Consider the following 26,573-nt stretch of genomic DNA (forward strand, 5'->3'; position numbering starts at 1 on the left):
AGCCGTAGGAAGAGGAACGACGCACATGACTAGGCACACGCTCTCCGTCCTGGTGGAGAACACCCCCGGCATCCTCGCCCGGATCGCCGCACTGTTCTCCCGCCGCGGCTTCAACATCGACTCGCTCGCCGTCGGTGTCACCGAACACCCCGACATCTCCCGCATCACCATCGTGGTCAATGTCGAGGACCTGCCCCTGGAGCAGGTGACCAAGCAGCTCAACAAGCTGGTCAACGTCCTGAAGATCGTCGAACTCGAGCCCAGCGCCGCGATCCAGCGCGAGCTCGTCCTGGTGAAGGTCCGCGCCGACAACGAGACCCGATCCCAGATCGTCGAGATCGTCCAGCTGTTCCGCGCCAAGACCGTGGACGTCTCGCCCGAGGCGGTCACCATCGAGGCCACCGGTTCGAGTGACAAGCTCGACGCGATGCTCAAGATGCTGGAGCAGTTCGGCATCAAGGAGCTCGTGCAGTCCGGCACGATCGCCATAGGGCGTGGTGCCCGGTCCATCACGGACCGGTCGCTGCGCGCCCTCGACCGCAGCGCCTGACCCCTCACGGACCGCCGGGCGGTCAACCGCCGGTCCGTTCGGCGGTCCGCCTGGCGAGACCCGAAAACTTTCCTTCCGCTCCCCGCCGTACGGTGGGACGCAACACCAGCACATCAAGGAGATTCCCAGTGGCCGAGCTGTTCTACGACGACGACGCCGACCTGTCCATCATCCAGGGCCGCAAGGTCGCGGTGATCGGTTACGGCAGCCAGGGCCACGCCCACGCGCTGTCGCTCCGTGACTCGGGTGTCGACGTCCGCGTCGGTCTGCACGAGGGCTCCAAGTCCAAGGCCAAGGCCGAGGAGCAGGGCCTGCGCGTGGTGACGCCCGCCGAGGCGGCCGCCGAGGCCTCCGTCATCATGATCCTGATCCCGGACCCGATCCAGGCCCAGGTTTACGAGGAGTCCATCAAGGGCAACCTGGAGGACGGCGACGCGCTGTTCTTCGCCCACGGCTTCAACGTCCGCTTCGGCTTCATCAAGCCCCCGGCCAACGTGGACGTCGCCCTGGTCGCCCCGAAGGGCCCGGGCCACCTGGTCCGCCGTCAGTACGAGGAGGGCCGCGGCGTCCCCGCGATCGCCGCCGTCGAGCAGGACGCGACCGGCAACGCCTTCGCCCTGGCGCTCTCGTACGCCAAGGCCATCGGCGGCACCCGCGCCGGCGTCATCAAGACGACCTTCACCGAGGAGACCGAGACCGACCTCTTCGGTGAGCAGGCCGTCCTCTGCGGTGGCGCCTCGGCGCTGGTGAAGGCGGGCTTCGAGACCCTGGTCGAGGCCGGCTACCAGCCGGAGATCGCCTACTTCGAGTGCCTCCACGAGCTGAAGCTCATCGTCGACCTCATGTACGAGGGCGGCCTGGAGAAGATGCGCTGGTCGGTCTCCGAGACCGCCGAGTGGGGCGACTACGTCACCGGCCCGCGCATCATCACCGACGCCACCAAGGCCGAGATGAAGAAGGTCCTCACCGAGATCCAGGACGGCACGTTCGCCAAGAACTGGATGGACGAGTACCACGGTGGCCTGAAGAAGTACAACGAGTACAAGACCCAGGACGAGAAGCACCTCCTGGAGACCACCGGCAAGGAGCTGCGCAAGCTCATGAGCTGGGTGAACGACGAGGAGGCGTAAGCCTCGGGGGAGGGGCCGGACGGTGTGTCCGGCCCCTCCCCACATCGTTGGACAGCCCGTCCAACCACGGACGGGTGATCCTTCCAACGAGGCGCATGAAGCGCGCCGGCGCACCACTACACTCTCAACAACATTCGCGTTCAGGCCCACAGCGTCGTGCGCTTTCACGCGGCAAGCCCCCTCCACCGCCTGCGGCCGTCGGGACGGCCGTCCGCACTGGATCTGTGAGGACTCACGTGAGCTCGAAACCTGTCGTACTCATCGCTGAAGAGCTGTCGCCCGCCACCGTCGACGCGCTGGGCCCGGACTTCGAGATCCGGCACTGCAACGGCGCCGACCGCGACGAGCTGATCCCCGCCATCGCCGATGTGGACGCGATCCTGGTCCGCTCCGCGACCAAGGTCGACGCGGAGGCCATCGCCGCCGCGAACAAGCTGCGGGTCGTCGCCCGCGCCGGCGTCGGTCTGGACAACGTCGACGTCTCCGCCGCCACCAAGGCCGGCGTGATGGTCGTCAACGCGCCGACCTCGAACATCGTCACCGCCGCCGAGCTCGCGTGCGGTCTGCTCGTCGCCACCGCCCGCAACATCCCGCAGGCCAACACCGCTCTGAAGAACGGCGAGTGGAAGCGGTCGAAGTACACGGGCGTCGAGCTGAGCGAGAAGACCCTGGGCGTCGTCGGCCTCGGCCGCATCGGTGTCCTGGTCGCCCAGCGCATGTCCGCGTTCGGCATGAAGATCGTCGCGTACGACCCCTATGTGCAGCCGGCCCGCGCCGCCCAGATGGGGGTGAAGCTGCTGGCCCTGGACGAGCTCCTGGAGGTCGCCGACTTCATCACCGTCCACCTGCCGAAGACCCCCGAGACCCTCGGTCTCATCGGCGACGAGGCGCTGCACAAGGTCAAGCCGAGCGTCCGGATCGTCAACGCCGCGCGCGGCGGGATCGTCGACGAGGCCGCGCTCTTCTCCGCCCTCAAGGAGGGCCGGGTCGCCGGCGCGGGCCTCGACGTGTACGCGAAGGAGCCCTGCACGGACTCCCCGCTCTTCGAGCTCGACCAGGTCGTCTGCACCCCGCACCTCGGCGCGTCCACGGACGAGGCGCAGGAGAAGGCCGGTATCGCGGTCGCCCGTTCGGTGCGCCTCGCGCTCGCCGGCGAGCTGGTGCCGGACGCGGTCAACGTCCAGGGCGGTGTCATCGCCGAGGACGTCAAGCCGGGCCTGCCGCTCGCCGAGCGTCTCGGCCGGATCTTCACCGCGCTGGCCGGTGAGGTCGCGGTCCGTCTCGACGTCGAGGTGTACGGCGAGATCACCCAGCACGATGTGAAGGTGCTCGAACTCTCCGCGCTCAAGGGCGTGTTCGAGGACGTGGTCGACGAGACCGTGTCGTACGTCAACGCCCCGCTGTTCGCGCAGGAGCGCGGTGTCGAGGTTCGGCTGACGACGTCGAGCGAGTCGCCGGACCACCGCAACATGGTCACCGTGCGCGGCACGCTCTCGGGCGGCGAGGAGGTCTCGGTCTCCGGCACGCTGGCCGGCCCCAAGCACCTGCAGAAGATCGTCGCCGTCGGCGAGTACGACGTGGACCTGGCGCTCGCCGACCACATGGTGGTGCTGCGCTACGAAGACCGTCCGGGTGTCGTCGGCACCGTCGGCCGGATCCTCGGTGAGGCCGGCCTGAACATCGCGGGCATGCAGGTCTCCCGTACGGAGGAGGGCGGCGAGGCCCTCGTCGTGCTCACCGTCGACGACACGGTGCCGGCGAACGTGCTCGCGGAGATCGCGGAGGAGATCGGCGCGACCTCGGCCCGTTCGGTCAACCTGATCTGACCTGAGGGGCGTTCGTACGCTCCCGCATCCGTACCCGGTACGCAGACGTCCGTCTTACACGGTCGTCTAGGTGCCGGGTACAGTGCTGTCATGGGACATCGCGAAGACCTGCTCGACGGCGCCAAGCGCTGCCTCCTGGAGAAGGGGTACGCCCGCACCACGGCGCGGGACATCGTCGCCGCCTCGGGCACCAACCTGGCCTCCATCGGCTACCACTACGGCTCCAAGGACGCGCTGCTCCAGCAGGCTTACCTGGCGCTGACGGAGGAGTGGGGCGACCAGGTCGGCCCGGCCGGCGGCGGTGAGGACAGGAAGGAGCTGCCGGCCGATCCGTACCAGCGCTTCCACGCCGTCTGGGAGCAGGTCATCGGGGCGGCGGACGCCAGCCGGCCGGTCTGGAAGCTGCAGACGGAGGTCGTCACGCGTCTCGACGACGACGAGAAGCTCCGCGAGGCGATCAAGGAGCCGCAGCGCGAAGGCCGCCTGGGGATGGCCGAGACCTTCCTGGGTCTGGACCCCGAGGCGGACCCGGAGAAGGCCAGGGTGGCGGGTCTGCTCTGTCAGGCGCTGGCGACGGGCGTGATGATCCAGTGGATGGTGGACCCGGAGACGGCGCCGACGGCGGACGATCTGACCGAGGGGCTCAGGGTCCTGATGGGCGAGCGCGACTGACACCCCGGCACTGGCACGAAGGACCGGGCGCGCCGGCCCGGCACCCGCCGGCCCGGCACCGTCCCCGCGGCGGGCAGCGGCCCGTCAGCGCCACGGGATGTGGTGCCAGGGGCTGCCCTCGTGCTCCGACAGGGCGCGGTGCGCGATGACGTTCTGCTCGTAGAACCGGCCGTACTCCTCGCCGTCGAAGCGCAGCACCCGCCCCAGGGCGTACCCGGCCGAGAACTCCTGCCACGAGGTGTACGCCGACTTGCTCAGCGCCCCCGCGTAGACGATCGCCTGCTCGGCCTCCGGCGGCGCGCAGAACCGGGCCGACAGGCCCCAGCGGGCCAGGTTGACCGCCCGGCCGTAGTCGTAGGCGACCGTCGTCCGCACCCTGCCGTCCGGCGGCAGCAGCCCGTCGGCGCGGAACCGGGCCTCGTACCGCAGGATGCGGCGCACCAGCTCCTCGATGTGCGTGACCGCCGCCTGGCCCGCGCCGATGTCCTGGGCGTGGCCCGCGGCGGTCTCGCGCCACATGTCGGGCGACGGCAGCTCGCCGTGACGGGACCGCAGCTCCTCGCGCACCCGCAGGGCGAAGTCGGGCTCCGGCGGGCTGTTGCGCGCGTCGAGCAGGACGTTCAACTGCCGCTGCCAGCCCGCGCGATCGGTGATGCCCCACGACTCGCTCAGCGTGTCGAGCTCGTCGGTGTAGCCGGTGTACACGGTGCCGACCTCGTTCCACGGAACGCCGTTGCCGATCGCCAGGTGCGCGCCGCAGGCCAGGCCGTAGGCGAGCGGCCCGTACAGGGCGCCGTGCCGCAGGGCGACGAGCCGGTCGCCGGCCGCCCGGTCGTTCTCGGCGTAACAGCGGAGCCAGAAGGCGCGGTGCTGCGGCGTGGTGGGCAGCAGCAGCTGCGCGGGGGTGCCGCCGTTCACCGCGAGCAGCTGCCACGGATCACGCCATCCCTCGAACTCGGCGGCCCACCGGAGCGTGACGCTGTGGAACACCCACTCCGGGTGCCAGGGCGGCAGCATCCCCCGGGTGAGCAGCGGCCGGACGGTGCGCCCGCTCTCGTGGGGCAGGGCGCGCCAGTAGACCGTCTCGGGTTCCGCGTCGACCTCGGCCTTCGGCACGCCGATGAAGAGGTGCGTCCCGGCGAGCACGCGGAGTTGGGCCTCCACGTCGCCCCGCAGGCCCGCCTCGTACAGCAGGTGCTCGGTCTCCGTCGGCGGCGCCCAGGGGACGCCGTGGGGGAGGGGCGGGGGAACGGGCGGGGGAGTCATGACCATGGGATGTTCCGGTACGGGCTCGCGGGGTCCTGGGTGAGGGTGCGGTGGAGAGCCAGGCACTCCTGGTACATGCCCTCGGGATCGCCCTCGTCGAAGTGGATCAGCCGGGCGAGGAGGTAGCCGAGGGAGAAGTCCGCCCAGGAGCCGTACGCCTGCCGGGCGGGGCCGACGATCCGCAGGACGGCCTGCTCGGCCTCCGCCGGGTCGCAGTACCGCGCGCCGAGCGCCAGGCGTACGACGTTCACCGCGCGGCCGTGGTCGAAGGCGGCCAGGGTGTCGACCCGGCCGTCGGGCGCGAGGACGCCGTCGGCGCGGAACCGGTCCTCGTAGTGCGCGATCCTCCGCCGGAACTCGGCGGCCTCCCGGAGGTCGTCCTCGTCCGCGTACCGTCCGCCGAGGGCCGTGGTGACCCCGGCGGCCCACTCCTCGGGGGAGGGCGTCCGGCCGAGCCGCGCCACGAGCCCTCGCCGGGTCCGCAGGACGAGTTCGGCGACGCGTCCGACGAGCCGGGTGGCCAGCAGGCTCTCGAACGTCCGGTGGTAACCGGCCCGTTGGGTGACGCCCCACGGGCTGCGCAGCCGCGCGACGTCCGTCGGGTAGTCCTCGTAGGCGGCGCCGAGCAGGTTCCACGCGAGGCCGTTGACGATCGCGAGATGGGCGCCGAGCGCGAGACCGGACGCGACCGGCCCGTGCAGGTGTCCGCCGGCGTGGGTGATCAGCCGCATCCGCGTCGACCCGGCCGAGCGCGCGGCGGCGTCCCGCCACGCCTGGCGATGCGCGGGCCGGGCCTGGAGGACGGCGGCGTACGGGGTGTCCGGATTGACCGCGAGCCACCACTTGTTGTCCGGCCATGCCTGTGCGAGCTGGTCGAGCGTCGTCTGCCGGAACACCCACTCCGGGTGCCACGGCGGCAGCATGCCCTCGGTGAGGACCGGGACGACGGTACGGCGGGCGGCCTTGTCGCGCTGCGACGGCAGGGGAGCGGTGTAGCCCGGGGCGTCGGCGTGCACCCGGGCGGTCAGTACGTACAGACGCCCGCGGGCGAGTACGTCGAGCGACCCCGCCTCGTCCCCCCGCGTCACCGCCTCGCGCAGCGACCGCTCGGTGGGCGTCGGCGGTGCCCAGGTTTCCGTTGCCCTGCTCCCCATCGGCATGAGCCTGATCTTATAAACCGCTGGAGGCCGTCAGAGTCGCGCCGCCTTGAGCGCCATGTGGAGGAGCAGGCGGTCCTCGCCCGCGTCGAGGTCGAGGCCGGTGAGCTGTTCGACGCGGGAGAGGCGGTAGTAGAGGGTCTGACGGTGGATGCCGAGGGCGGCCGCCGTGCGGCCCGCCTGGCCCGCGTGGTCGAGGAACGTCTCGGCCGTGCGGGCCAGTTCGGCGTGGGCGGGGGTGAGGAGGGCGCGGACCGCCGGGTCGGGTTCGCCGGCCGGGAGGGCGGTGAGCAGACGGTACGGGCCGATGGCGGACCAGAGGGCCTGCGGCCCGAGCCGGGGCTGGGCGGCGGCGGCCCGGGCGGCGGCGGTGGCCTCGTGCCAGGCCGTGTCGAGCTCCGGGAGCCCGCGCCGGGGCCCGGCGATGCCCGCGACGGCGCCCGGGCCGGCGGCGTCCCGCAGCCGGGTGGCCGCCGTCGTCGCGGGCGCCAGGTTGTCGGCGGACCGCAGGCGCACCACGACCGCCAGCGCGTGGGCGGTGTCGGATCCCCGGGCGCCGTACGGCCCGGCCGGTCCCGTGACGGCGAGGGGGCCGGCGGCGTCCGTCGTGTCCCGGACCTTGGCACCCCCGGATGCTTCGCCGTGTCGCGATCGGGCCCCGGCCGCGCCGCGCGCACCGGGTCCGGCGCCCGGGTCCGCTCCGGTGGGGCCCGGTGCCTCGCCGTACCCGGTCCGGCCGGCCGTACCGCCGGAGCCCGATCCCGCCGGAAGCCGCCACGGGAGGGTGCACAGCGCCGCCGCGCCGGGGATCGTACGGAAGGACGGGCCCTCCTCGTCCGGCCACGGGGCGACGCACACCAGCGCGTGCAGACCGTCCGCGTCGGGACCGAGGGCCGTGCGCAGGGCCGCGAGTGCCATGTCGTACTGCCAGCCGCGCTCCGCGCTCAGGGCCGCCCGCAGCTCTCGGGAGAGGTCCGCGCCCGCCCGCTCCTCGTCCGCGAGCAGGTCGCCGATCCGGGCGGCGACCTCCATCGCCGCCGCCAGCCGGGCGGGGGAGGGCCCCGGCTCGGCGTCGAGGAGCCAGACGTATCCGAGGACGATGCCCCGATGCCGTACGGGCAGACAGATCCGGTCCCGGAGGACTCCCGCGTCCGGCGCCGCCGGGATCCGCACCGGCCCGGTCGCCCGGGTGATGCCGAAGCCCTCGAACCAGGCCCGGACCGCCGGCGTCGACTTCCTGGTCAGGATCGAGCGGGTGCGGACCGGGTCCAGCGCGGATTCGTCGAAGAAGCTGTCGCTGTCGTGGGCCCCGAAGGCGATCAGACCGAAATCCCGGTTCTCCAGCGTCGCCGGGGCGCCGAGCAGTGCCGAGATCTCGTCCACCAGCTCCTGGTAATCGCCCTTCACCCGGCCATTCTCGCACCCGCCGCCGGATCCTTCATACAGATGTCTGAGATGCCGTCCACGGATGCGTGACAGCTGTCGATGGCAGACGATCGGAGCGATCCTTAGGTTTCACGGTGGTTCTCCGTGCTGTTTCCGAAACTTTCCGTACGTTCGGATACGGCACCTTTCAACACCCCGCCCTCAGGAGGTGCCCCGTGCTGGGTCCCGTGATCCTCGCCGCGTCCCGCAGCGACAAGATGCGCCGTTTCGTCTCGGCCGCCCCGGGGACCAAGCAGGTCGTCGACCGGTTCATCGCCGGTGAGACCGTCGAGCACGTGATCCCGATCGTCGAGGACCTCACCGGCCGGGGCCTGGAGGTCACCCTCGACGTCGTGGGCGAGGACATCACCACCGTCGAGCAGTCCTACGCCGCCCGGGACGCCTACCTGGAGCTCATCGGCCGCCTCGAGGAGCTGGGCCTCGGCGAGCGCGCCGAGATGTCCGTCAAGCTGTCGATGTTCGGCCAGGCGCTGGAGAACGGGCACGAGCTGGCTCTGGCCAACGTCCGCCCGGTCGTCGAAGCCGCCGCCGGGATCGGCACCACGGTCACTCTCGACGCCGAGGACCACACCACCCTCGACTCGATGTTCGCCATCCACGAGGAGCTGCGGAAGGACTTCCCGCAGACCGGCTGCGTCATCCAGGCGTACCTCTTCCGCACGGAGGAGGACGCCCGCCGCCTCGCCGCCGACGGCTCCCGCGTCCGGATCGTGAAGGGCGCCTACAAGGAGCCCGCGTCCGTCGCCCTGCAGGACAAGGCCGAGATCGACAAGGCGTACGTCCGGATCATGAAGATCCTGATGGACGGCGAGGGCTACCCGATGATCGGCTCGCACGACCCGCGCCTGATCTCGATCGGCCAGGAGCTCGCGCGCCGCGCCGGGCGCAAACTGGACGAGTACGAGTTCCAGATGCTGTACGGCATCCGTAGCGAGGAGCAGAACCGTCTCGCCGCCGAGGGTCACCGCATGCGCGTCTACACCGCGTACGGCACCGACTGGTACGGCTACTTCATGCGCCGCCTCGCGGAGAAGCCGGCCAACCTCCTCTTCTTCGCCCGTTCCATCCTCACCAAGGGCTGAGCCCACCTCTCACAAGGAGTTACGAGACTCATGGACGCTGTCACCCAGGTCCCCACTCCGGTCAACGAGCCGGTGCACAGCTACGCCCCCGGTTCCCCCGAGCGTGCCCGCCTGGAGGCCAAGCTCAAGGAGCTGGCCGAGAACCCGCGCGAGCTGCCGATGACCATCGGCGGCGTGAAGCGCATGGGCGGCGGTGAGCGCGTCGACGTCGTACAGCCGCACAACCACAAGGCCGTCATCGGCACCTTCGCCGGGGCCACGCGGCAGGACGCCCAGGACGCCGTCGACGCCGCCCTGGCCGCCGCTCCGGCCTGGCGCGCGATGTCCTTCGACGACCGCGCCGCGATCATCCTGCGCGCCGCCGAGCTGCTCGCCGGCCCCTGGCGCGAGACGCTGGCCGCCTCCACCATGCTCGGCCAGTCGAAGACCGCCCAGCAGGCCGAGATCGACACCCCGTGCGAGCTCGTCGACTTCTGGCGCTTCAACGTGTCCTACGCCCGCCAGATCCTCGCCGAGCAGCCGCCGGCGAACTCCCCGGGTGTGTGGAACCGTCTGGACCACCGCCCGCTGGAGGGCTTCGTCTACGCGATCACGCCGTTCAACTTCACCGCCATCGCGGGCAACCTGCCCACCGCCCCCGCCCTCATGGGCAACGTGGTGGTCTGGAAGCCGTCCCCGACGCAGACCCACTCCGCGGTGCTCCTCATGGAGCTCCTGGAGGAGGCCGGTCTGCCCAAGGGCGTCATCAACCTGGTGACGGGCGACGGCATCGCCGTCTCCGAGGTGGCCCTGAACCACCCGGAGCTGGCCGGTATCCACTTCACCGGCTCGACCAAGACCTTCCAGCACCTGTGGAAGACGGTCGGCAACAACATCGAGAAGTACCGCTCCTACCCGCGGATCGTCGGCGAGACCGGCGGCAAGGACTTCGTCGTCGCCCACCCGAGCGCCGACCGCGCCATCCTGAAGACCGCGCTGACCCGCGGCTCCTTCGAGTTCCAGGGCCAGAAGTGCTCCGCTTCCTCGCGCGCGTACGTCCCGGCCTCCCTCTGGAACTCGGGCTTCAAGGAGGAGTTCGCGGCCGAGGTCGACGGCATCAAGATGGGTGACGTCACCGACCTGTCGAACTTCATCGGCGCCGTGATCGACGAGCGTGCCTTCGCCAAGAACAAGGCCGCGATCGACCGCGCGAAGGCCGACCCGACCTGCACGATCGTCGCCGGCGGCAGCTACGACGACTCGGAGGGCTGGTTCGTCCGCCCGACCGTCATCGAGTGCTCCGACCCGGAGAACGAGGTCTTCACGACCGAGTACTTCGGCCCGATCCTCGCCGTGCACGTCTACGAGGACGACAAGTACGAGCAGATGCTGGAGCAGATGGAGTCGGTGTCGGCGTACGCGCTGACCGGCTCGATCATCGCCGGTGACCGCGCCGCCGCGGCCCACGCGATGGACAAGCTCCGCTACGCCGCGGGCAACTTCTACATCAACGACAAGTCGACCGGCGCCGTCGTCGGCCAGCAGCCCTTCGGCGGCGGCCGCGCCTCCGGCACGAACGACAAGGCCGGCGCCCCGCAGAACCTGATGCGCTGGACGCTGACCCGCGCGATCAAGGAGACCCTGGTCCCGCCGACCGACTACGGCTACCCCCACATGGGCTGACGCCCCCGCCTCCCTGAGGCCCCCCTGACACCGCCCCCCTCCTGGGTCCCCCAACCGAGGACGGGGGCGGTTCCTGTGCGGGCGGGGTCACCGGGGTGCCCTGTCGGCGTCCACCCGCACAGCGCGTTCGAGGAAATCGCCGATGAGCGCCGCGATCGACGGCGCGTGTGTCTCCAGGGCGAAGTGACCCGTCGGGAGCAGGTGGATCTCCGCGTGCGGGAGGTCGCGGCGGAAGGCTTCGGCGCCCGCCGGGACGAAGACCTCGTCGCCCGCGCCCCAGACCGCGAGCAGGGGGACCCGGGAGGTGCGGAAGTACTCCTGGAACGCGGGGTAGAGGGCGAAGTTGGAGCCGTAGTCGCTGATCAGGTCCAGCTGGACGGCGTCCTGGCCGTCGCGGGCCATCAGCGCCGCGTCGTGATGCCAGGCGTCGGGGCTGAGGAGGTCGCGGAACTCGGCCGGGACGCCCGTCTCGTACTGCCACCTGATGCCGTCCAGTGAGCGGATCGCGCGGACCGGGGCCTCCGTCCGCGGGGTGCGGTCGGCGATCAGGGCGAGGACGGGCGCCCAGGCCTCCTTGCCCAGGCCCTCCTCGTAGGCATTGCCGTTCTGGGTGACGATCGCGGTGATGCGCTCGGGGTGGGCGAGGGCCAGGCGCAGGCCGATGGGGGCGCCGTAGTCCTGGATGTACAGCGCGAACCGGGCGAGACCCAGGGTCTCGGTGAACTCGGCGGTGAGCGCGGCCAGTTCGGCGAAGGTGTAGTCGAACTCGTCGGCCGGGGGCGCGGCGCTGCGGCCGAAGCCGAGATGGTCGGGGGCGATGAGCCGGTAGCGGTCGGCGAGCAGCGGGATCAGGTCGCGGAACATGTGCGAGCTGGTGGGGAAGCCGTGCAGCAGGAGGAGGACGGGGGCGTCGGCCGAGCCCGCCTCGCGGTAATGGATCTCGTGGCCCCGGACCGTGGTGGTGCGGTGGTGTACCTGCTGCACGGTGAGCATGCCTAACCCCTCAAGTCTTCTTTGATGGTTATAAGTGGGAGTCAAGCACCGTCAGGGTTAACTGGTCAAGAGCCGGTGAGTGGTTAGGTGGGCGTGGAGGGGGAGACTCGGAGCATGACTCTGACGACCGCGCCCACCCACGCTCTGGGAACCGAACGGCTCCTCGCCGTCCGGCAGATGCTCGACACCGCCTTCGAGGGAGACTTCTCCGACGAGGACTGGGACCACACCCTCGGTGGCGTGCACGCCTGCGTGGAGGACGAGCGGGGCGTCGCCGCCCACGGCAGCGTGGTCATGCGCCGAGTGCTGCACGACGGACGTTCCCTGCGCGTCGGTTACGTCGAAGGTGTCGCCGTCCGCGCCGATCGGCGTCGGCAGGGACTGGCCGGCGTCGTCATGGCCGAACTGGAGCGGGTGATCGACGGGGCGTACGCCTTCGGGGCGCTGTCCGCCTCCGACGAGGGGGCCGCGCTCTACCGCGCCCGTGGCTGGACGCTGTGGCAGGGCCGGATCGAGGTCCTGAGCCCGGACGGGATCGTCCGGCTGCGGGACGAGGAGGACTCCACGTATCTGCGCCCGGCCGGGGGCGGCCGCCTGCCCGACCCCGCCGCCCCGCTCGTCTTCGACTGGCGTGACGGCGATGTGATGTGAGGCTCGGGAGCGGCGCGGCCGGTGCCACCGCGTCCGTCCGCCCCCTCAACGGCCTTGGCCCACGCGCCCCTTGTCCGTCTCCAGCTTCGCCGTGTACGTCGCCGAGATCGCCCAGCCCACGCCGAAGAGCGCGATGGCGTACCCCGGCATCCCGAGCCCCATGCCGACCGCCGCCAGGCAGGCCACCACGGCGACCGCCCAGACGGCGAGCGCCACCTTGCCCCGGCGGCTCAGGAACAGCCATCCGCGAGGGCGTGCCGGACGGGCGCCGAGCTCGCCCGCCGGGCCCGCGCTCGCCGCCTTCGGGCGCTTGAAGTAGCCGTACATCATCCATTCGCCGCACAACTCCCAGCCCTCGGGCTCCAGCTCTCCCAAGACCTGATCGCGGCGCCGGCCCTTGATCACCTCGCGCCGGTACTCCCAGCGCAGCGCCGCCCCCGGGGCCCGGCGGCACACGAACCGTCCGAGCGCGTCGAGGGACTCCACCTCCCAGCCCTGGTCGCCGTGGACCGCCAGCATCCGCCGGTCGTTGAAGAGGTCCGCGGTCCAGGTCCAGCTCTCCGCCGCCTCGTCCGGCTCGCCGGGCAGCGGCGCGAGACCGCCGAGCTGCGCCGCGAAGGCGGCGGCCGGACCGAACTCCTCCTCCGCCGTCATCCCCGTCTGGGCGAGATGGCCGCGCAGGTCGTCGACGGTCGCGTCGATCTGCGCGCGCGGCACGCCCGCGGTGCGCAGCGCGGTGGCGAGCTCCTGGAAGTACGTGTCCGTGGTCATGGTGTCGATCCCCCTGGGTGCAGCTTCATCCGTACGGCCGTGTGGAAGTCCAGCCAGGCCCCGCTCTCGGTGGCGAGATGCTCGCGCCCCCGCTCGGTCAGCCGGTAGTAACGGCGCCCCGGTCCCCGCTCGGCGGCCCGGAACTCGGCCTCCAGCAGGCCCGCTTCCTCCAGCCGGTTGAGCACGGGGTAGAGCGTCCCGCCCTTGACCTCGCCGAGTCCCGCCTCGGCGAGCGACTTGGCGATCTCGTACCCGTAACTCTCGCCGTCGGTCAGGCAGGAGAGGACGAGCAGGTCGAGGACTCCCTTGAGCCAGCTGGATCTGCGGTCTGCGGCCATGAGTGCATTCCATCACCACCTAGGTAGGAAAGCAATCTAGCTAGCGTGGTCGACGAGCCGGGACACCAGCATCTTCCCGGTGTTCTCGCCGCGCAGCATCCCGAGGAAGGCGTCCACGATGTTCTCGAACCCCTCCACCACCGTCACGTCCAGCGGCAGTCGCCCGCTCTGGAGGTGGGGCACCGCGAAGTCGTACAACTCCCGCTGCGCGTCCTGGTGATCGCGCACCAGAAAGCCTTCGAGGCGCAGGTTCTTGCCCACCACGTCGAAGAGGTTGCGCGGGGCGGGCGGGGGAGCGGAGAGGGAGTGGTACTGAGCGACGGCGCCGACCCAGGCGATCCGGCCGTGGTCGCGCAGCGCGGCGATGGCGGCCTCCAGGTGGTCGCCGCCCACGCCGTCGAGCACGGCGTCGAGCCCGTCCGGGGCCGCCTCGGCCAGCAGTTCGGTGACCGGTCCGCCGTGGTAGTCGAACGCCGCGTCGTACCCGACCCGTTCGGTGAGGTACGCGACCTTGCGCGCCGAGCCCGCGCTGCCCACGATCCGGCCGGCGCCGAGGAGGCGGGCGAAACGGCCGGCGGCCGTGCCGACCCCGCCGGCCGCGGCGGAGACGAACAGGTCCTCGCCCCGCTGGAGCCGCGCGATCCGGGTCAGGCCGACATAGGCCGACAGGCCCGTACCGCCGAGCACGCTCAGGTGCGCGGCGAGGGGCACGCCGTCGAAGTCCGGAACCGGCCTCGCCTCGTCCGGCGCGACCACGGCGTGGGTGCGCCAGCCCTCGCGGTGCAGGACCAGGTCGCCGGGGGCCAGTTCCGGCGTACGGGAGTCGAGGACCCGGCCGAGGGTGCGCCCCTCCATGGGAGCGTTCAGCGCCCACAGGGAACCGTCTTCCATCGCCTCACGGTGGTAGGGGTCCACGGACCACTGGAGATTCTCGACGAGGGCGGTGCCGGGCGCCGGGGCGGGGACGGGGCCCTCGACGAAGGCGAAGTGGGCCGGGGTGGGAAAGCCGTCGGGGCGGGCCGTCTGCTGGACGGTGATCATGGTGTCGTTCGTCATGCCCGAGACCGTAGGAAGGAATCCGGCGGTCGGGCAGTAGGTTGCGTCGATGGAACCGACCGAGCCATGAATTCCGCTCATACCCCGAGGTGAGACCCCATTGATGAACGATCTCGCGCCCCGGGAGCTGCGCGTCCTGGTCGCCGTCGGGCGCGAGCGCGGCTTCTCGACCGCCGCCGTCGCGCTCCGCATGACGCAGTCCGCCGTCTCCCACTCGGTGCGCGCCAGCGAGCGCAAGCTGGGTGCGGTCCTCTTCGACCGGGGGCGGACGGGCGCCACACCCACGCCGGCCGGGGAGCGGGCCCTCGCCTACGCGCGACGGGTGCTGCGGCTTCTGGAGGTGATGGCCGCCGAGGTGCGCGGCGCGGAGACCGGCACCGCAGCCGGGCCGCTGCGGATCGCAGCCTTCCGCAGCGCCGCCCTGCATCTGCTGCCGCCCGCCCTCGAGCGCCTGGCCGCCCGCCATCCCGAGATTGTCCCCGAGGTGCGGATCGTGCGGGAGGTGGGGCGCGGGACGGCCGGTGAGGTCCTGGACGGGCGGGCGGACCTCGGTGTCGCGACGATCGGGACGACCTCTCCCGTACCGCCCGGGCTGGTCGGCGGGGTGCTCGTCGAGGAGGGGTACGCCCTGGTGCACCCGGCGGGTCACGCGGCCCCGCGCTCGCTGCCGCTGGTGGACTGGGCGGAGAACTGCACCTCGTACACCCGCGAGTGGTGGGCGGCCCAGGAGTGGCTGCCGCCGGCGACCGTCGAGGCCGAGGACGACGGAGCGGTGCTGTCGATGGTGAGCAGCGGTTTCGGGATGGCCGTGATGCCGGAGATGTCCCTGGTCGGAGCACCGCCCTCGGTGGCGATCAGCGATCTCGGTCCAGAGCCCCCGACCCGGTCCGTCGGCTATGTCACCACCCCTGAACTGGCGAAATCGCTCGCCGTCCAGGCCCTCATCCGGGCCCTGCGGGAAACCCGCCGTCTCAGATAGTAGGAAGTCCGAGTAATTGTGGAGACAGACGCGGCCGCCTGTCCTAGCTTTGTAGGAGCCGAACGTCTCGCTCCATCAGCGAATGGCGGTCGTGAGCGCGATGCCCCTGTGCAGGCAACCCCTGCGGCGGCGCTCCCCGCCCCTTCCGGCGCCTTCGATCACCACTGATCTCGGATCACCACTGATCTCAAGGAGTCGATCCCCATGGCCGCTGAGACCGTCCGCCGCGTCCGCCACTCCGCCACCCGCCCCAGCGACGACGCCCGTAAGAACGCCGCCGCCGCCCTCCAGCGGGCCCTCGACCGCCGCGACAACGGCGGGTCCACGGGCCACTGAGCCCCTCGTCTAGGACCGTTTGACCTCGAAGTGGTCGATGCGCTCGCCGCTCTCGGCGAGCGCCGAGACCTTGAGCACCGGCGAAGCCCCGGCCACCGCCTCCACCGCCAGGAACGAGAAGCCGGTGTAGCGCACCCGCGACCACTCCACGGTGTCCGGGTCCGGCAGCCGCAGCTTGGTCCAGTGGTACGTCACGATGTGCTCGTGGTCGTGGACGTGCCCCTCGTAGCTGTCCTGGACGCCGAGCCCGAAGCCGTACAGATCCTTGCCCGCGCCGCCGGCCGTCACGTACACGATGCCGTCGCGCGTCGGGTCCGTCGTCCCGCCGATCGGCACCGGCCTGCCGACCTCGCCGCCCTTGATCGCGTCCGTGCGTTCGTAGACGTGGTTGTGGCCGTTGATCACCAGATCCACCTGGTGCTCGGTGAACAGCGGCAGCCACGCGTCGCGGACTCCGCCGTCCGAGGCGTGGGTGGAGGTCGAGTAGGCGCAGTGGTGGAAGAAGACCACCACGAAGTCGATCTCGGGGCGGGCCCGCAGCTCGCCGAGCCGCCGGTCCAGCCAGGCGGTCTGGCGCCCCTCCGTATAGCCCCGGTTGGCCGGTATCTCGTACGAGACGTCGTTGGCGTCGAGCGCGACGACCCCGACGTTGCCGTAGGTGAAGGAGTAGATCCCCGGCGCGCGGTCCGGGTCCGGGCCGTTGTCCGGGAGCGACCAGCGGGCCGCCTGGCCGCCGTAGCCGTTCGGCGAGTACCACGCCTCCATGTCGTGGTTGCCCGTCGTCACCATCCACGGCACGCGCGCCGCCACGCTCTCCGTCTGCGCCAGGAACTGGTCCCAGACGCGGGCGTCGTACGTGTCCGACTCCTTGCCCTGACCGGTGCTGTCGGCGTAGCAGATGTCGCCGGCGTGGAGGTGGAAGGCCGGGTTCTGGCCGAGGATCAGCTGGTCGTTGGCGAGCGCGTGGTAGCTCACGCCCTGGTCGCCGAAGGCCGTGAAGACGAAGGTCTCGGGCGCCGCCGGAGCCGTACGGAACGAACCGAGCGTGGAGAGCCGCTCGGGGGAGGCGGGGTCGAAACCGTCATGCCCCACGCCGTAGTAGTACGTCGTGCCGGGCCGCAGCCCGTCCAGACCGACGTGCAGGTAGTACTGGTCGACCGCCGGCAGCTTCCGGGAGAGCGAGGGCGTGTGCAGCGCGCGCACCTCGGCCTCGACGCGCGCCCCGAGCTCCCACGGGCGCGTCCCGACCCGGACGTACGGGCGGGAGACGGCGAACGGCACCTGCCAGGAGATCCGCATCCGGGTCCGGGGGTCCGCGCCGAACGCGAGGTGGCGCCCGAACGGCGCGACGAGCGAGCCGTCCACGGCGGCGGTGGCGGCGGCCGTCACCAGGGTCGGGCCGAGGTTCGGGCGGACGCTCGCGCCGGAGGCCGGGGAGGCGGCCGCCGGGCCGGTCGCGAGCAACCCGGTACCGGCCGCGGCGGCCCCCGCCGCCGACCCGGCGAGAACGCGACGCCGCGTCAACTTCGCGCGCAGGTACTCGTGTTGCTCCGGCATGGACATACGACGGGCGAGGGCCTCGGGGATCCCGAAGCGTGGGGTGTCCTCAGTCATGGCGGGCAACTTGCCAGTAACTTACGACCGCGCGCCAGACACGGGATGAACGAAATCCAAAGAATCTCGCCGCAAGCGAATCCGTCCGGATGGTGGACAATGAGTGTCAGCCGCTGGGACGAGGAGTAGGGTGCCGACATGTCTCACAGCATCAATCTCGCAGTCATTCCCGGCGACGGCATCGGCCAGGAGGTCGTGGCCCAGGGCCTCAAGGTCCTCGCCGCCGCGCTCCCGCAGGACGTGAAGCTGGAGACGAAGGAGTACGACTTCGGCGCCAAGCGCTACCACGCGACCGGTGAGACCCTCACCGACGCCGATGTCGCGGCGTTGAAGCAGCACGACGCCATCCTGCTCGGCGCGATCGGCGACCCGTCGGTCCCGTCCGGCGTGCTGGAGCGCGGCTTCCTGCTGAAGCTCCGCTTCCTCTTCGACCACCACGTCAACCTGCGTCCCTCGAAGCTGCTCCCCGGCGTGTCGACCCCGCTCAAGGGCCAGCCCGAGATCGACTTCATCGTGGTCCGCGAGGGCACCGAGGGTCCGTACACCGGCAACGGCGGCTCGATCAGGACCGGTACGCCGCACGAGGTCGCCACCGAGGTCTCCGTCAACACGGCCTTCGGTGTCGAGCGCGTCGTCCGCGACGCCTTCGCCCGCGCCCAGGCCCGCCCGCGCAAGAAGCTGACGCTGGTCCACAAGAACAACGTCCTGGCGTACGCGGGTCACCTCTGGACCAACATCTTCAACAAGGTGGCCGAGGAGTTCCCCGAGGTCACCACGGACTACCTGCACGTGGACGCGGCGACGATCTTCCTCGTCACGCAGCCCGAGCGCTTCGACGTGATCGTCACCGACAACCTCTTCGGCGACATCATCACCGACCTCGCCGCGGCCGTCTCCGGCGGCATCGGCGTCGCCGCCTCCGGCAACATCAACCCGAGCGGCGAGTTCCCGTCCATGTTCGAGCCGGTCCACGGCTCCGCGCCGGACATCGCGGGCCAGGGCAAGGCCGACCCCACGGCCACCGTCCTGTCCGTCGCGCTCCTGCTGCGCCACCTCGGTTACGAGAACGAGGCCGGCCGCATCGAGGCGGCCGTCGCCGCCGACCTGACCGAGCGCGGCGACTCCCTCCGTACGACGGACGAGATCGGTGACGCGCTCGCGGTACGCGTAGCGAGCTGACCCGCCGACTGACGCATCACACAGCCGCCGGGTCGCATTCCGCACCCGGCGGCTGTACCTATGCGGTCGCAGGGTGCCACCATCACATCCTGGACCGTATGCACACCGTTTTCGTGCACCGGACCCCACGGGCGATAATCGAGCGTGGGGCCGCGGCATGCGGGAAAGCTCGGACGTCCTAGCAGAGCACTGATAGCGGCGTGAGCGCGGTCCGTCACACACAACCGGTGAAGGACAAGCACTCATGACGACGCCCACGATCGAGCTCAAGCCCTCCTCCAGCCCGCTGTCCGACGCGGAGCGCGAGGCGATCCTGGCCAACCCGGGATTCGGCCGCCACTTCACCGACCACATGGTGACCATCCGGTGGACCGAGGGCCGCGGCTGGCACGACGGCCAGCTCGTGCCGTACGGCCCGCTCTCCCTCGACCCGGCCACGAACGTCCTGCACTACGCGCAGGAGATCTTCGAGGGCCTGAAGGCCTACCGCCGCCCCGACGGCTCGGTCGCCAGCTTCCGCCCCGACGCCAACGCCCGGCGCTTCCAGGCGTCCGCCCGCCGTCTGGCGATGCCGGAGCTGCCCGTCGAGACCTTCATCGAGGCGTGTGACGTGCTCGTCCAGCAGGACAAGGCATGGGTCCCGGCGCACGGCGGCGAGGAGTCCCTCTACCTGCGTCCGTTCATGATCGCGACCGAGGTCGGGCTCGGCGTCCGGCCTGCCAACGAGTACCTCTTCGTCGTCATCGCGTCGCCCGCCGGTCCGTACTTCCCCGGCGGTGTGAAGCCCGTCTCCATCTGGCTCTCCGAGGACCGCGTCCGCGCGGTCCCCGGCGGTGTGGGCGACGCCAAGACCGGCGGCAACTACGCGGCCTCGCTGCTCGCCCAGGCCGAGGCGGCGGCGAAGGGCTGCGACCAGGTCGCCTACCTCGACGCCGTGGAGCACAAGTGGGTCGAGGAGCTCGGCGGCATGAACCTGTACTTCGTGTACGGCTCCGAGGCCGGCGGGAAGCCCCGGATCGTCACGCCCACGCTGACCGGTTCGCTCCTCGCCGGCATCACCCGTGACTCGCTCCTCCAGCTCGCGAAGGACCTCGGTTACGAGGCGGAGGAGGGCCGCGTCTCCATCGACCAGTGGCACGCCGACTCGCTGAACGGCACCCTCACGGAGGTCTTCGCCTGCGGCACGGCCGCGGTGATCACCCCCGTCGGTACGGTCAAGGCGGCCCGCGGCGAGTGGCGGCAGTCGGACGGAGAGCCCGGCGAGGTCACGATGCGCCTGCGCGAGGCGCTGCTCGCCATCCAGACCGGCAAGGCGGAGGACGTCCACGGCTGGACGCACCAGCTGGGCTAGTCGGTACGCGTGCGAGGGCGCCCGGTACGCATACGGGGCGCCCGGTACGCACAAGGGGGGGCGCCCCGGATCCAGGGCGCCCCCGCACACCTCCCCCCGCAGCACCCCCGCCTGCCGTCAGGAGACGGCGGCCTCCGGTTCCGCCGCCACCGCCGGCTTCGGCGTCAGGGCCGCGTACAGCCCGCCGCCCACCACACCCGAGAGAACGAAGCTGCAGTCGATCCCGCCCGTGAGGGCGAGGAGAGGGCCCTCGTACAGCGGCGTGGAGACCGACGCCAGGCCCACGCCCGCGCCGATCGCCCACGAGGCGGTCGCCCGCGCGTTCCACCCCGCCGTGAACCAGTACGCCCCGCCCCGCGCCCGGCGGTTGTAGACCTGCAGCGCCTCCGGGTCGTACGCGCCCGCGCATCGCGCGTGCCCGATCAGCGTGATCACCGCCCACGGGGTTCCGATCGCGGTGAGCAGCAGCACGAACGACGTCATCGCCGTCTGCGCGTCCGTGGCGAAGTGGCCCAGGAAGACGAAGGCCGTCGCCACCACCGCGACCACGAGCGTCGCCCGCGTGCGCGTCGCGCGGGGCAGGATCGCGTCCAGGTCGAGCCCCATCGAGTACAGCATCAGCCCCGCGTTGCCGACCGAGCCGGCGGTGGCCGCGAGCAGCAGCGGCACCAGGTACCAGACGGGGGAGGCGTCGACGAGCGGCCCGGCGTAGTCGAGGGCGCCGCGCGCCGCCAACGCCGTGTACGTGCCGAAGAGCTGAGGGATCAGCAGGCCCACGAGCAGGCCCAGGCAGGTGGCTCGCCAGACGGACTTCGAGCTGTGCCGCTCGGGCGAGATGTAACGCGTGTAGTCGCCGAGCAGCGTGATGAAGGCGACCGGTCCGCTGAGCCCTGCGGCCACCGCGGACAGCACCCAGGTCGGCCAGAACGAGCCGAGCAGGTACGGGGTTTCGGGCACCGCCGCCGTGGTGAAGTCCCCGGCGTACGCGAACAGCCCCAGCGCGAGCAGCAGGGTCATGCCGATCGCGAGGGCCTTGCTGAGCTTGAGCAGCAGCCGGTAGCCGTAGACGGCGGCGACGACCGTGCAGGCGGCGAGCACCGCGTACACGACGGTGTGCGTGACGTCCCCGGTCGGCAGCCCGACCAGCCGGTCCAGCGTGCCCACGATCACGTCCCCGCCGATCCACAGCGTCAGCGCGGTGTAGCCGAGGGAGAGCAGGAGACCGACGACGGAGCCGACGAGCCGTCCCCGGACGCCGAAGAAGGCGCCGCTGGAGGTGGAGAGGTTCGTCGCGGTGCGCAGCGAGACGAGGGCGAGCGGGGCGGTCACGGCGACGCCGGCGAGTGTGCCGGCGACGACGGAGGTCACCGACGCCCACAGCCCGAGGCCGAAGGAGACCGGCAGCCAGCCGAAGACGATCACGCCGAGGCAGAGGTTGGATCCGAGGAGGATCGAGACGAGGTCACGCGGACCGCTGGTGCGTTCCGCTTCGGGGATGGTGTCGACTCCGCGCTGTTCTATCGGCATGGGGGCTCCCTGCGGGCAAGCGGACGGACAGGTTTTTGAGTGGCGCTCAATGTGACCCACTACTCCCGCGTACGTCAATGCTTGGATCCAGCGGTTTCACCATTTAGAGTGTTGCTCAAACAGGAGGTGTTTTCCAGGTGCGACTGACCCCCACCGAGCGGGACCGGCTGCTGCTCTTCGGTGCCGCGGAGCTCGCCAGGGCCCGCCGGGCACGAGGCCTGCGGCTGAACGTGCCCGAGGCGACCGCCCTCATCGCGGACACGGTCTGCGAGGCGGCCCGCGACGGGAAGCGACTCGCCGAGGCGATCGCGGCGGCCCGCTCGGTCCTCGGCCCGGACGACGTGCTGCCGGGTGTGGCCGACGTCGTCACCGAAGTACATGTCGAGGCCGTTTTCGACGACGGCTCGCGGCTCGCGGTCGTCTCCGACCCGATCGGCGGCGGAGCACTCGGCGACGGCGCCCCGGGCGCCCTGCTGCCGGGGCCCACGCAGGACGAGCGGCAGCCCGCGCTCACCCTGACCGTCCGCAACACCGCGGCCGTCCCCGTCAGCGTCACCTCGCACTTCCACTTCTTCGAGGCCAACCCGCGCCTCGACTTCGACCGCGCCGCCGCCTACGGCATGCGGCTCGCCGTCCCCGCCGGGTCCTCGTTCCGCTTCGACCCGGGCGGCGAGGCCGAGGTCGGCCTCGTCCCGATCGGCGGCGCCCGCGTCGCCATCGGCTTCGCGGGCCTGGTCGACGGCCCGCTGGACGAGCCGGGCGCGAAGGAAGAGGCGCTGCGCAGGGCGGCGGCCTGTGGCTACCTGGGTGCCGAGTCCCCGAAGGAGGGCAACTGATGGACCCGTACGAGTACGCGTCGGTTCACGGCCCCCGCGCCGGAGACCGGGTCGTCCTGGGCGACTCCGGGCTCGTCGTCCGGGTCGAGTCGGATTCCCAGAAGCCCGGCGACGAGTTCCTCGCCGGCTTCGGCAAGACCGCCCGCGACGGCCTGCACCTCAAGGCCGCGGCCGTCCGCGAGACCTGTGACGTCGTGATCAGCAACGTCCTGGTGATCGATGCCGTCCAGGGCATCCGCAAGGTGTCCATCGGCATCCGCGAGGGCCGCATCCACGCCATCGGCCGGGCCGGCAACCCGGACACCCTCGACGGCGTCGACGTCGTCGTCGGCACGGGCACCTCCATCGTCTCCGGCGAGGGCCTGATCGCCACCGCCGGAGCCGTCGACACCCACGTCCACCTGCTGTCGCCGCGGATCATGGAAGCCTCGCTGGCCTCCGGTGTTACCACGGTCATCGGCCAGGAGTTCGGCCCCGTCTGGGGCGTCGGCGTCAACTCGCCCTGGGCCCTCAAGCACGCCTTCAACGCCTTCGACGCCTGGCCCGTCAACATCGGCTTCCTCGCCCGCGGCTCCTCCTCGGACCCGGCCCCGCTCGTCGAGGCGCTCGCCGAGGGCGGCGCGTCCGGCTTCAAGGTCCACGAGGACATGGGCGCGCACACCCGCGCCCTCGACACCGCCCTGCGGGTCGCCGAGGAGCACGACGTCCAGGTCGCCCTGCACAGCGACGGCCTGAACGAGTGCCTCTCCGTCGAGGACACCCTGCGCGTCCTGGAAGGCCGTACGATCCACGCCTTCCACATCGAGGGCTGCGGCGGCGGACACGTGCCCAACGTCCTGAAGATGGCCGGCGTGCCGAACGTCATCGGCTCGTCCACCAACCCCACGCTGCCCTTCGGCCGTGACGCGGTCGCCGAGCACTACGGGATGATCGTCTCCGTCCACGACCTGAAGACCGACCTCCCCGGCGACGCCGCCATGGCGCGTGACCGGATCCGGGCCGGGACGATGGGCGCGGAGGACGTCCTGCACGACCTCGGCGCGATCGGGATCACCTCCTCCGACGCGCAGGGGATGGGGAGGGCCGGCGAGACCGTACGCCGGACCTTCGCCATGGCCGGGAAGATGAAGGCCGAGCTGGGCCCGCTGGAGGGCGACGGCGCGCACGACGACAACGCGCGCGTGCTGCGCTACATGGCCAAGCTGACCATCAACCCGGCGATCGCCCACGGCCTCGCGCACGAGATCGGCTCCATCGAGGTCGGCAAGATGGCCGACATCGTGCTGTGGCGGCCCGAGTTCTTCGGCGCCAAGCCCCAGATGGTGCTGAAGTCCGGCTTCCCGGCGTGGGGGGTCGTGGGCGATCCGAACGCCGCCACCGACACCTGCGAACCGCTCGTCCTCGGACCGCTGTTCGGAGCCCACGGGGCGACCCCGGCCGACATCTCCGTCGCCTTCGTCGCCCAGGCCGCCGTCGACCTCGGCTCCGACTCGATGCCGACCCGCCGTCGCCGCGTGGCCGTCCGCGGCACGCGCGGCATCGGCCCCGGCGACCTGCTCCTCAACTCCCGTATCGGAGACGTCTCGGTCGACGGCCGGACGGGCCTGGTGTCGCTGGACGGCGACCCGATCCGCTCCGAACCGGCCGAGTCCATCTCCCTCAACCGTCTCTACTTCCTCTGAGGACGCATCTGATGAGCTTCCGCATGCCGCCCGAGTGGGCCCCGCACGAGCGCACCTGGATGGCCTGGCCCGGCCCCAACCCCACCTTCACCAACGAGGAGGAGCTGGCCGAGGCGCGCGCCGCCTGGGCCTCGGTGGCCCGTGCCGTGCGCCGCTTCGAGCCGGTGACGATGGTGGTCGGCCCCGGCCAGCTGGACTCCGCGCGGGCCCTGCTCGGCGACTCGGTCGACCTGGTCGAGCGGGACCTGGACGACGCCTGGATGCGTGACATCGGCCCCACGTTCGTGACCGACGGCTCGCGGTTGGCCGCCGTGGACTGGGTGTTCAACGGCTGGGGCGCGCAGGACTGGGCGCGCTGGGAGCACGACTCCAAGATCGCCCGCCATGTCGCGGACCTGGCCGGGGTGCCGGTGCTCTCCTCGCCGCTCGTCAACGAGGGCGGCGCGATCCACGTCGACGGTGAGGGAACGGTCCTGCTGACCGACACCGTCCAGCTCGGCGCGGGCCGCAACCCCGAGTGGACGCGCGAGGAGGTCGAGGCCGAGATCCACGCGAAGCTCGGCACGACGAAGGCGATCTGGCTCCCGCACGGTCTGGCCGGGGACTACGGCCTCTACGGCACCCAAGGCCATGTCGACATCGTCGCCGCCTTCGCCAAGCCCGGCGTCGTGGTCGTCCACAGCCAGCAGGACCCGGCCCACCCCGACCACGAGCGCTCGCGCCTGTACGTCGACCTCCTGCGCGGCCAGACCGACGCGAAGGGCCGCACCCTGGAGATCGTCGAGATCCCGGCCCCCACGGTCCTGAAGGACGAGGAGGGTGACTGGGTCGACTACTCGTACATCAACCACTACCTCTGCAACGGCGGCGTGGTGCTGTGCGGCTTCGACGACCCGAACGACGAGCTCGCGGCGGGCATCTTCCGCCGGCTCTTCCCGGAACGGACGGTGACGCTGGTGGACGCGCGGGCGATCTTCGCAGGTGGGGGCGGCATTCACTGCATCACACAGCAGCAGCCGAAGGTCTGAGAAATCCGATGGGCGGGCCGCGGGCTGTGACAGCCTGCGGCCATGCCGCCGATCACGCATGAGGACCGGGCCTACGCGCTCCGGATCCTCCGTACCCGATGACGCCTGGTACCCGGAGCCGGCCGAGCGGGGCGGGAACCGGGCGCCGGTGACGGCGAGCGTGCCGGACGAGGATCCGGCACGGGAGCCGACCGTGTGCGTCGACCCCGTGTCGGGGCCCCATCGCATCCCGTACGACGTCATGCGCTGGTTCATGGACCAGGTGGCCGAGGAGATCCGCACGTCCCGCGCGTGGATGCGGTTGCGTCCCGAGCTCGTCGAGGTGATCCGCGAGCTGCGGCGGGAGCACCTGGGAGTCATCGACGACGAGACGTTCGCAGGGGTCTTCGCCGACCTGCGCACGACCGTTCCGGAGGACGATCTCCCCGCCGTCCTGGAGGCCGCCTTCGGGCGGAACGCGGACGGAACCACGACGAACGGCATGAGGTAGAACGTACGAGTGACCCGCATCAACCCCGCCGGCCCCCGGCGCCGCAACCAGGCCGCCCCGCCTCGCGAGGAGCTGCTCGCCGCCGCGATGGACACCATCGCCGAGCGCGGGCTCGACGGGCTCACCATGGCAGGGCTCGGGCGAGAGGTCGGGATGAGCAGCGGGCACCTGCTCTACTACTTCCGCACCAAGGACGAGCTGCTCCTGCAGACCCTGGAGTGGAGCGAGGGGCGGCTCGGCGCCGAGCGCAGTGCGCTGCTCTCGCGGCCCGGGACCGCCCGCGAGCGGCTCGACGGATACATCGACGTCTACGTCCCCGACGGTCCCCGGGACCCCCACTGGACCCTCTGGCTGGAGGTCTGGAACCGGTCGCAGAACGCCGAGGCCGACGCCCGCGCCCGGCAGGCCGCCATCGAGGGGGCCTGGCACCGGGACCTGGTCGCGCTGATCGCCGAGGGCGTCTCGCGCGGGGAGTTCCGGGCGGTGGACCCGGACCGGTTCGCGGCCCGGATGCGGGCCCTCCTCGACGGGTTCAGCGTCCATGTCGCGGTCGGCATCCCCGGCACCGGGCGCGAGCAGGTCCTCGCCCACGTCAGGGAGTTCGTGGAGGACGCGCTGGTCGCGCGCCCGTAAGGCACGCGAGGAGACCCGATCGAGCTCTTCCGGCCGGCATCCGCGCCCCGACGTCACCTGCTGTACGCCATCGCCGTGCCCCGGCGTGGGCGGGTGTGCCCGCATCGTGAGATCCGTGTCCCGCGCGCCGCAGGCGTGTGGCAGACTGCGGGCGTGCTTGCTACCACGATGATTATCGGCAGCAGCGCGCCGGTCCGCAGTGACCGCTGAACCGCGGCTCGACCTCCGCGGCAGTGGACACCGTGCCCCAGACCCGCGCGCAGACCTCTCGCACCCGCGAGGGGTTTTTTCGTTTTCCGGCCCCACCCACGCCGGAGA

Annotated in this window: 25 protein-coding genes; 16 read left to right on the top strand and 9 right to left on the bottom strand. The window is 71.4% G+C overall.

Going from position 1 to position 26,573, the window contains the following annotated elements:
* Positions 1 to 25 precede the first annotated feature (25 nt).
* The 4 genes from ilvN (at position 26) to ABZY12_RS17785 (ending at position 4,178) form a co-directional block, all read left to right on the top strand.
* The gene (gene ilvN, locus ABZY12_RS17770) at positions 26 to 550 is read left to right on the top strand and encodes an acetolactate synthase small subunit (protein ID WP_215065241.1); all 525 of its coding nucleotides are present in this window, start codon (positions 26 to 28) and stop codon (positions 548 to 550) included.
* Between the two features lie 128 nt (positions 551 to 678).
* Complete coding sequence (ilvC, locus tag ABZY12_RS17775; RefSeq protein ID WP_356891207.1) at positions 679 to 1,680, top strand: ketol-acid reductoisomerase; 1,002 nt, start codon at positions 679 to 681, stop codon at positions 1,678 to 1,680.
* Positions 1,681 to 1,916: 236 nt separating this feature from the next.
* The gene (gene serA / locus ABZY12_RS17780) at positions 1,917 to 3,506 is read left to right on the top strand and encodes a phosphoglycerate dehydrogenase (RefSeq protein ID WP_356891209.1); all 1,590 of its coding nucleotides are present in this window, start codon (positions 1,917 to 1,919) and stop codon (positions 3,504 to 3,506) included.
* A gap of 90 nt (positions 3,507 to 3,596) precedes the next feature.
* A complete protein-coding gene (locus ABZY12_RS17785) occupies positions 3,597 to 4,178 on the top strand; it encodes a TetR/AcrR family transcriptional regulator (protein ID WP_356891211.1) in 582 nt (193 codons plus the stop codon).
* A gap of 84 nt (positions 4,179 to 4,262) precedes the next feature.
* Here ABZY12_RS17785 and ABZY12_RS17790 read toward each other — a convergent pair whose 3' ends face one another.
* Genes ABZY12_RS17790 through ABZY12_RS17800 form a run of 3 tightly spaced genes read right to left on the bottom strand, consistent with a single transcriptional unit; the run spans position 4,263 to position 8,008 of the window.
* Positions 4,263 to 5,444, bottom strand: a complete 1,182-nt coding sequence (locus tag ABZY12_RS17790) for a DUF1266 domain-containing protein (RefSeq protein ID WP_356891213.1) — start codon at positions 5,442 to 5,444, stop codon at positions 4,263 to 4,265.
* Positions 5,441 to 6,604, bottom strand: a complete 1,164-nt coding sequence (locus ABZY12_RS17795; RefSeq protein WP_356891214.1) for a DUF1266 domain-containing protein — start codon at positions 6,602 to 6,604, stop codon at positions 5,441 to 5,443. Before ABZY12_RS17795 ends, ABZY12_RS17790 begins: the two co-directional genes overlap by 4 nt.
* Before the next feature lie 30 nt (positions 6,605 to 6,634).
* Complete coding sequence (locus ABZY12_RS17800) at positions 6,635 to 8,008, bottom strand: helix-turn-helix domain-containing protein (protein ID WP_356891215.1); 1,374 nt, start codon at positions 8,006 to 8,008, stop codon at positions 6,635 to 6,637.
* 194 nt (positions 8,009 to 8,202) lie between these two features.
* Here ABZY12_RS17800 and ABZY12_RS17805 point away from each other — a divergent pair, with 194 nt between their 5' ends.
* Together ABZY12_RS17805 and pruA are read left to right on the top strand one after the other, a co-directional pair.
* A complete protein-coding gene (locus ABZY12_RS17805) occupies positions 8,203 to 9,129 on the top strand; it encodes a proline dehydrogenase family protein (protein WP_356891217.1) in 927 nt (308 codons plus the stop codon).
* Positions 9,130 to 9,159: 30 nt separating this feature from the next.
* On the top strand, positions 9,160 to 10,791 hold the full coding sequence (gene pruA, locus ABZY12_RS17810) for an L-glutamate gamma-semialdehyde dehydrogenase (RefSeq protein WP_356891219.1): 1,632 nt from the start codon (positions 9,160 to 9,162) through the stop codon (positions 10,789 to 10,791).
* 87 nt (positions 10,792 to 10,878) lie between these two features.
* On the opposite strand, the gene ABZY12_RS17815 is transcribed toward pruA, so the two are convergent.
* Positions 10,879 to 11,784 (bottom strand): alpha/beta hydrolase, encoded by a 906-nt coding sequence (locus ABZY12_RS17815; protein ID WP_356891221.1) that lies wholly within the window; start codon positions 11,782 to 11,784, stop codon positions 10,879 to 10,881.
* Between the two features lie 114 nt (positions 11,785 to 11,898).
* Between ABZY12_RS17815 and ABZY12_RS17820 the strand changes: the two genes are divergently transcribed.
* Entirely contained in the window at positions 11,899 to 12,435 is a 537-nt protein-coding gene (locus tag ABZY12_RS17820; protein WP_356891223.1) for a GNAT family N-acetyltransferase, read from the top strand.
* Between the two features lie 45 nt (positions 12,436 to 12,480).
* On the opposite strand, the gene ABZY12_RS17825 is transcribed toward ABZY12_RS17820, so the two are convergent.
* Genes ABZY12_RS17825 through ABZY12_RS17835 form a run of 3 tightly spaced genes read right to left on the bottom strand, consistent with a single transcriptional unit; the run spans position 12,481 to position 14,600 of the window.
* A complete protein-coding gene (locus ABZY12_RS17825) occupies positions 12,481 to 13,206 on the bottom strand; it encodes a hypothetical protein (protein ID WP_356891225.1) in 726 nt (241 codons plus the stop codon).
* A complete protein-coding gene (locus tag ABZY12_RS17830; protein ID WP_356891227.1) occupies positions 13,203 to 13,544 on the bottom strand; it encodes a PadR family transcriptional regulator in 342 nt (113 codons plus the stop codon). The genes ABZY12_RS17825 and ABZY12_RS17830 overlap by 4 nt, the downstream gene beginning before the upstream one ends.
* A 36-nt stretch (positions 13,545 to 13,580) precedes the next feature.
* Complete coding sequence (locus tag ABZY12_RS17835) at positions 13,581 to 14,600, bottom strand: NADP-dependent oxidoreductase (protein WP_356891229.1); 1,020 nt, start codon at positions 14,598 to 14,600, stop codon at positions 13,581 to 13,583.
* A 103-nt stretch (positions 14,601 to 14,703) separates the two neighbouring features.
* Between ABZY12_RS17835 and ABZY12_RS17840 the strand changes: the two genes are divergently transcribed.
* Positions 14,704 to 15,579: a LysR family transcriptional regulator gene (locus ABZY12_RS17840; RefSeq protein WP_356891231.1), complete on the top strand. Its 876-nt coding sequence runs from the start codon at positions 14,704 to 14,706 to the stop codon at positions 15,577 to 15,579.
* A gap of 204 nt (positions 15,580 to 15,783) precedes the next feature.
* Complete coding sequence (locus ABZY12_RS17845; protein WP_356891233.1) at positions 15,784 to 15,915, top strand: hypothetical protein; 132 nt, start codon at positions 15,784 to 15,786, stop codon at positions 15,913 to 15,915.
* Between the two features lie 9 nt (positions 15,916 to 15,924).
* Here ABZY12_RS17845 and ABZY12_RS17850 read toward each other — a convergent pair whose 3' ends face one another.
* A complete protein-coding gene (locus tag ABZY12_RS17850) occupies positions 15,925 to 17,529 on the bottom strand; it encodes a metallophosphoesterase family protein (protein WP_356891235.1) in 1,605 nt (534 codons plus the stop codon).
* Between the two features lie 138 nt (positions 17,530 to 17,667).
* Here ABZY12_RS17850 and ABZY12_RS17855 point away from each other — a divergent pair, with 138 nt between their 5' ends.
* Positions 17,668 to 18,708, top strand: coding sequence for a 3-isopropylmalate dehydrogenase (locus ABZY12_RS17855; RefSeq protein WP_356891237.1), 1,041 nt, complete (start codon positions 17,668 to 17,670; stop codon positions 18,706 to 18,708).
* Positions 18,709 to 18,952: 244 nt separating this feature from the next.
* On the top strand, positions 18,953 to 20,059 hold the full coding sequence (locus tag ABZY12_RS17860; RefSeq protein WP_356891239.1) for a branched-chain amino acid aminotransferase: 1,107 nt from the start codon (positions 18,953 to 18,955) through the stop codon (positions 20,057 to 20,059).
* Positions 20,060 to 20,176: 117 nt separating this feature from the next.
* Here the strand turns inward: ABZY12_RS17860 and ABZY12_RS17865 are convergent, their stop codons facing one another.
* Positions 20,177 to 21,586, bottom strand: coding sequence for a cytosine permease (locus tag ABZY12_RS17865; protein ID WP_356891241.1), 1,410 nt, complete (start codon positions 21,584 to 21,586; stop codon positions 20,177 to 20,179).
* Between the two features lie 137 nt (positions 21,587 to 21,723).
* Between ABZY12_RS17865 and ureA the strand changes: the two genes are divergently transcribed.
* The 5 genes from ureA to ABZY12_RS17890 are packed head-to-tail and all read left to right on the top strand — an operon-like array spanning position 21,724 to position 26,255.
* Positions 21,724 to 22,422, top strand: a complete 699-nt coding sequence (gene ureA, locus ABZY12_RS17870; protein WP_356891243.1) for an urease subunit gamma — start codon at positions 21,724 to 21,726, stop codon at positions 22,420 to 22,422.
* Entirely contained in the window at positions 22,422 to 24,104 is a 1,683-nt protein-coding gene (locus tag ABZY12_RS17875; protein WP_356891245.1) for an urease subunit alpha, read from the top strand. The genes ureA and ABZY12_RS17875 overlap by 1 nt, the downstream gene beginning before the upstream one ends.
* Before the next feature lie 11 nt (positions 24,105 to 24,115).
* Positions 24,116 to 25,132 (top strand): agmatine deiminase family protein, encoded by a 1,017-nt coding sequence (locus tag ABZY12_RS17880; protein ID WP_356891247.1) that lies wholly within the window; start codon positions 24,116 to 24,118, stop codon positions 25,130 to 25,132.
* 58 nt (positions 25,133 to 25,190) lie between these two features.
* Positions 25,191 to 25,622: a hypothetical protein gene (locus ABZY12_RS17885; protein WP_356891249.1), complete on the top strand. Its 432-nt coding sequence runs from the start codon at positions 25,191 to 25,193 to the stop codon at positions 25,620 to 25,622.
* 18 nt (positions 25,623 to 25,640) lie between these two features.
* Complete coding sequence (locus ABZY12_RS17890) at positions 25,641 to 26,255, top strand: TetR/AcrR family transcriptional regulator (protein ID WP_356891275.1); 615 nt, start codon at positions 25,641 to 25,643, stop codon at positions 26,253 to 26,255.
* Positions 26,256 to 26,573: the final 318 nt, after the last annotated feature.

This window comes from Streptomyces sp. NPDC006551 (assembly GCF_040611675.1).
Lineage (GTDB): Bacteria > Actinomycetota > Actinomycetes > Streptomycetales > Streptomycetaceae > Streptomyces.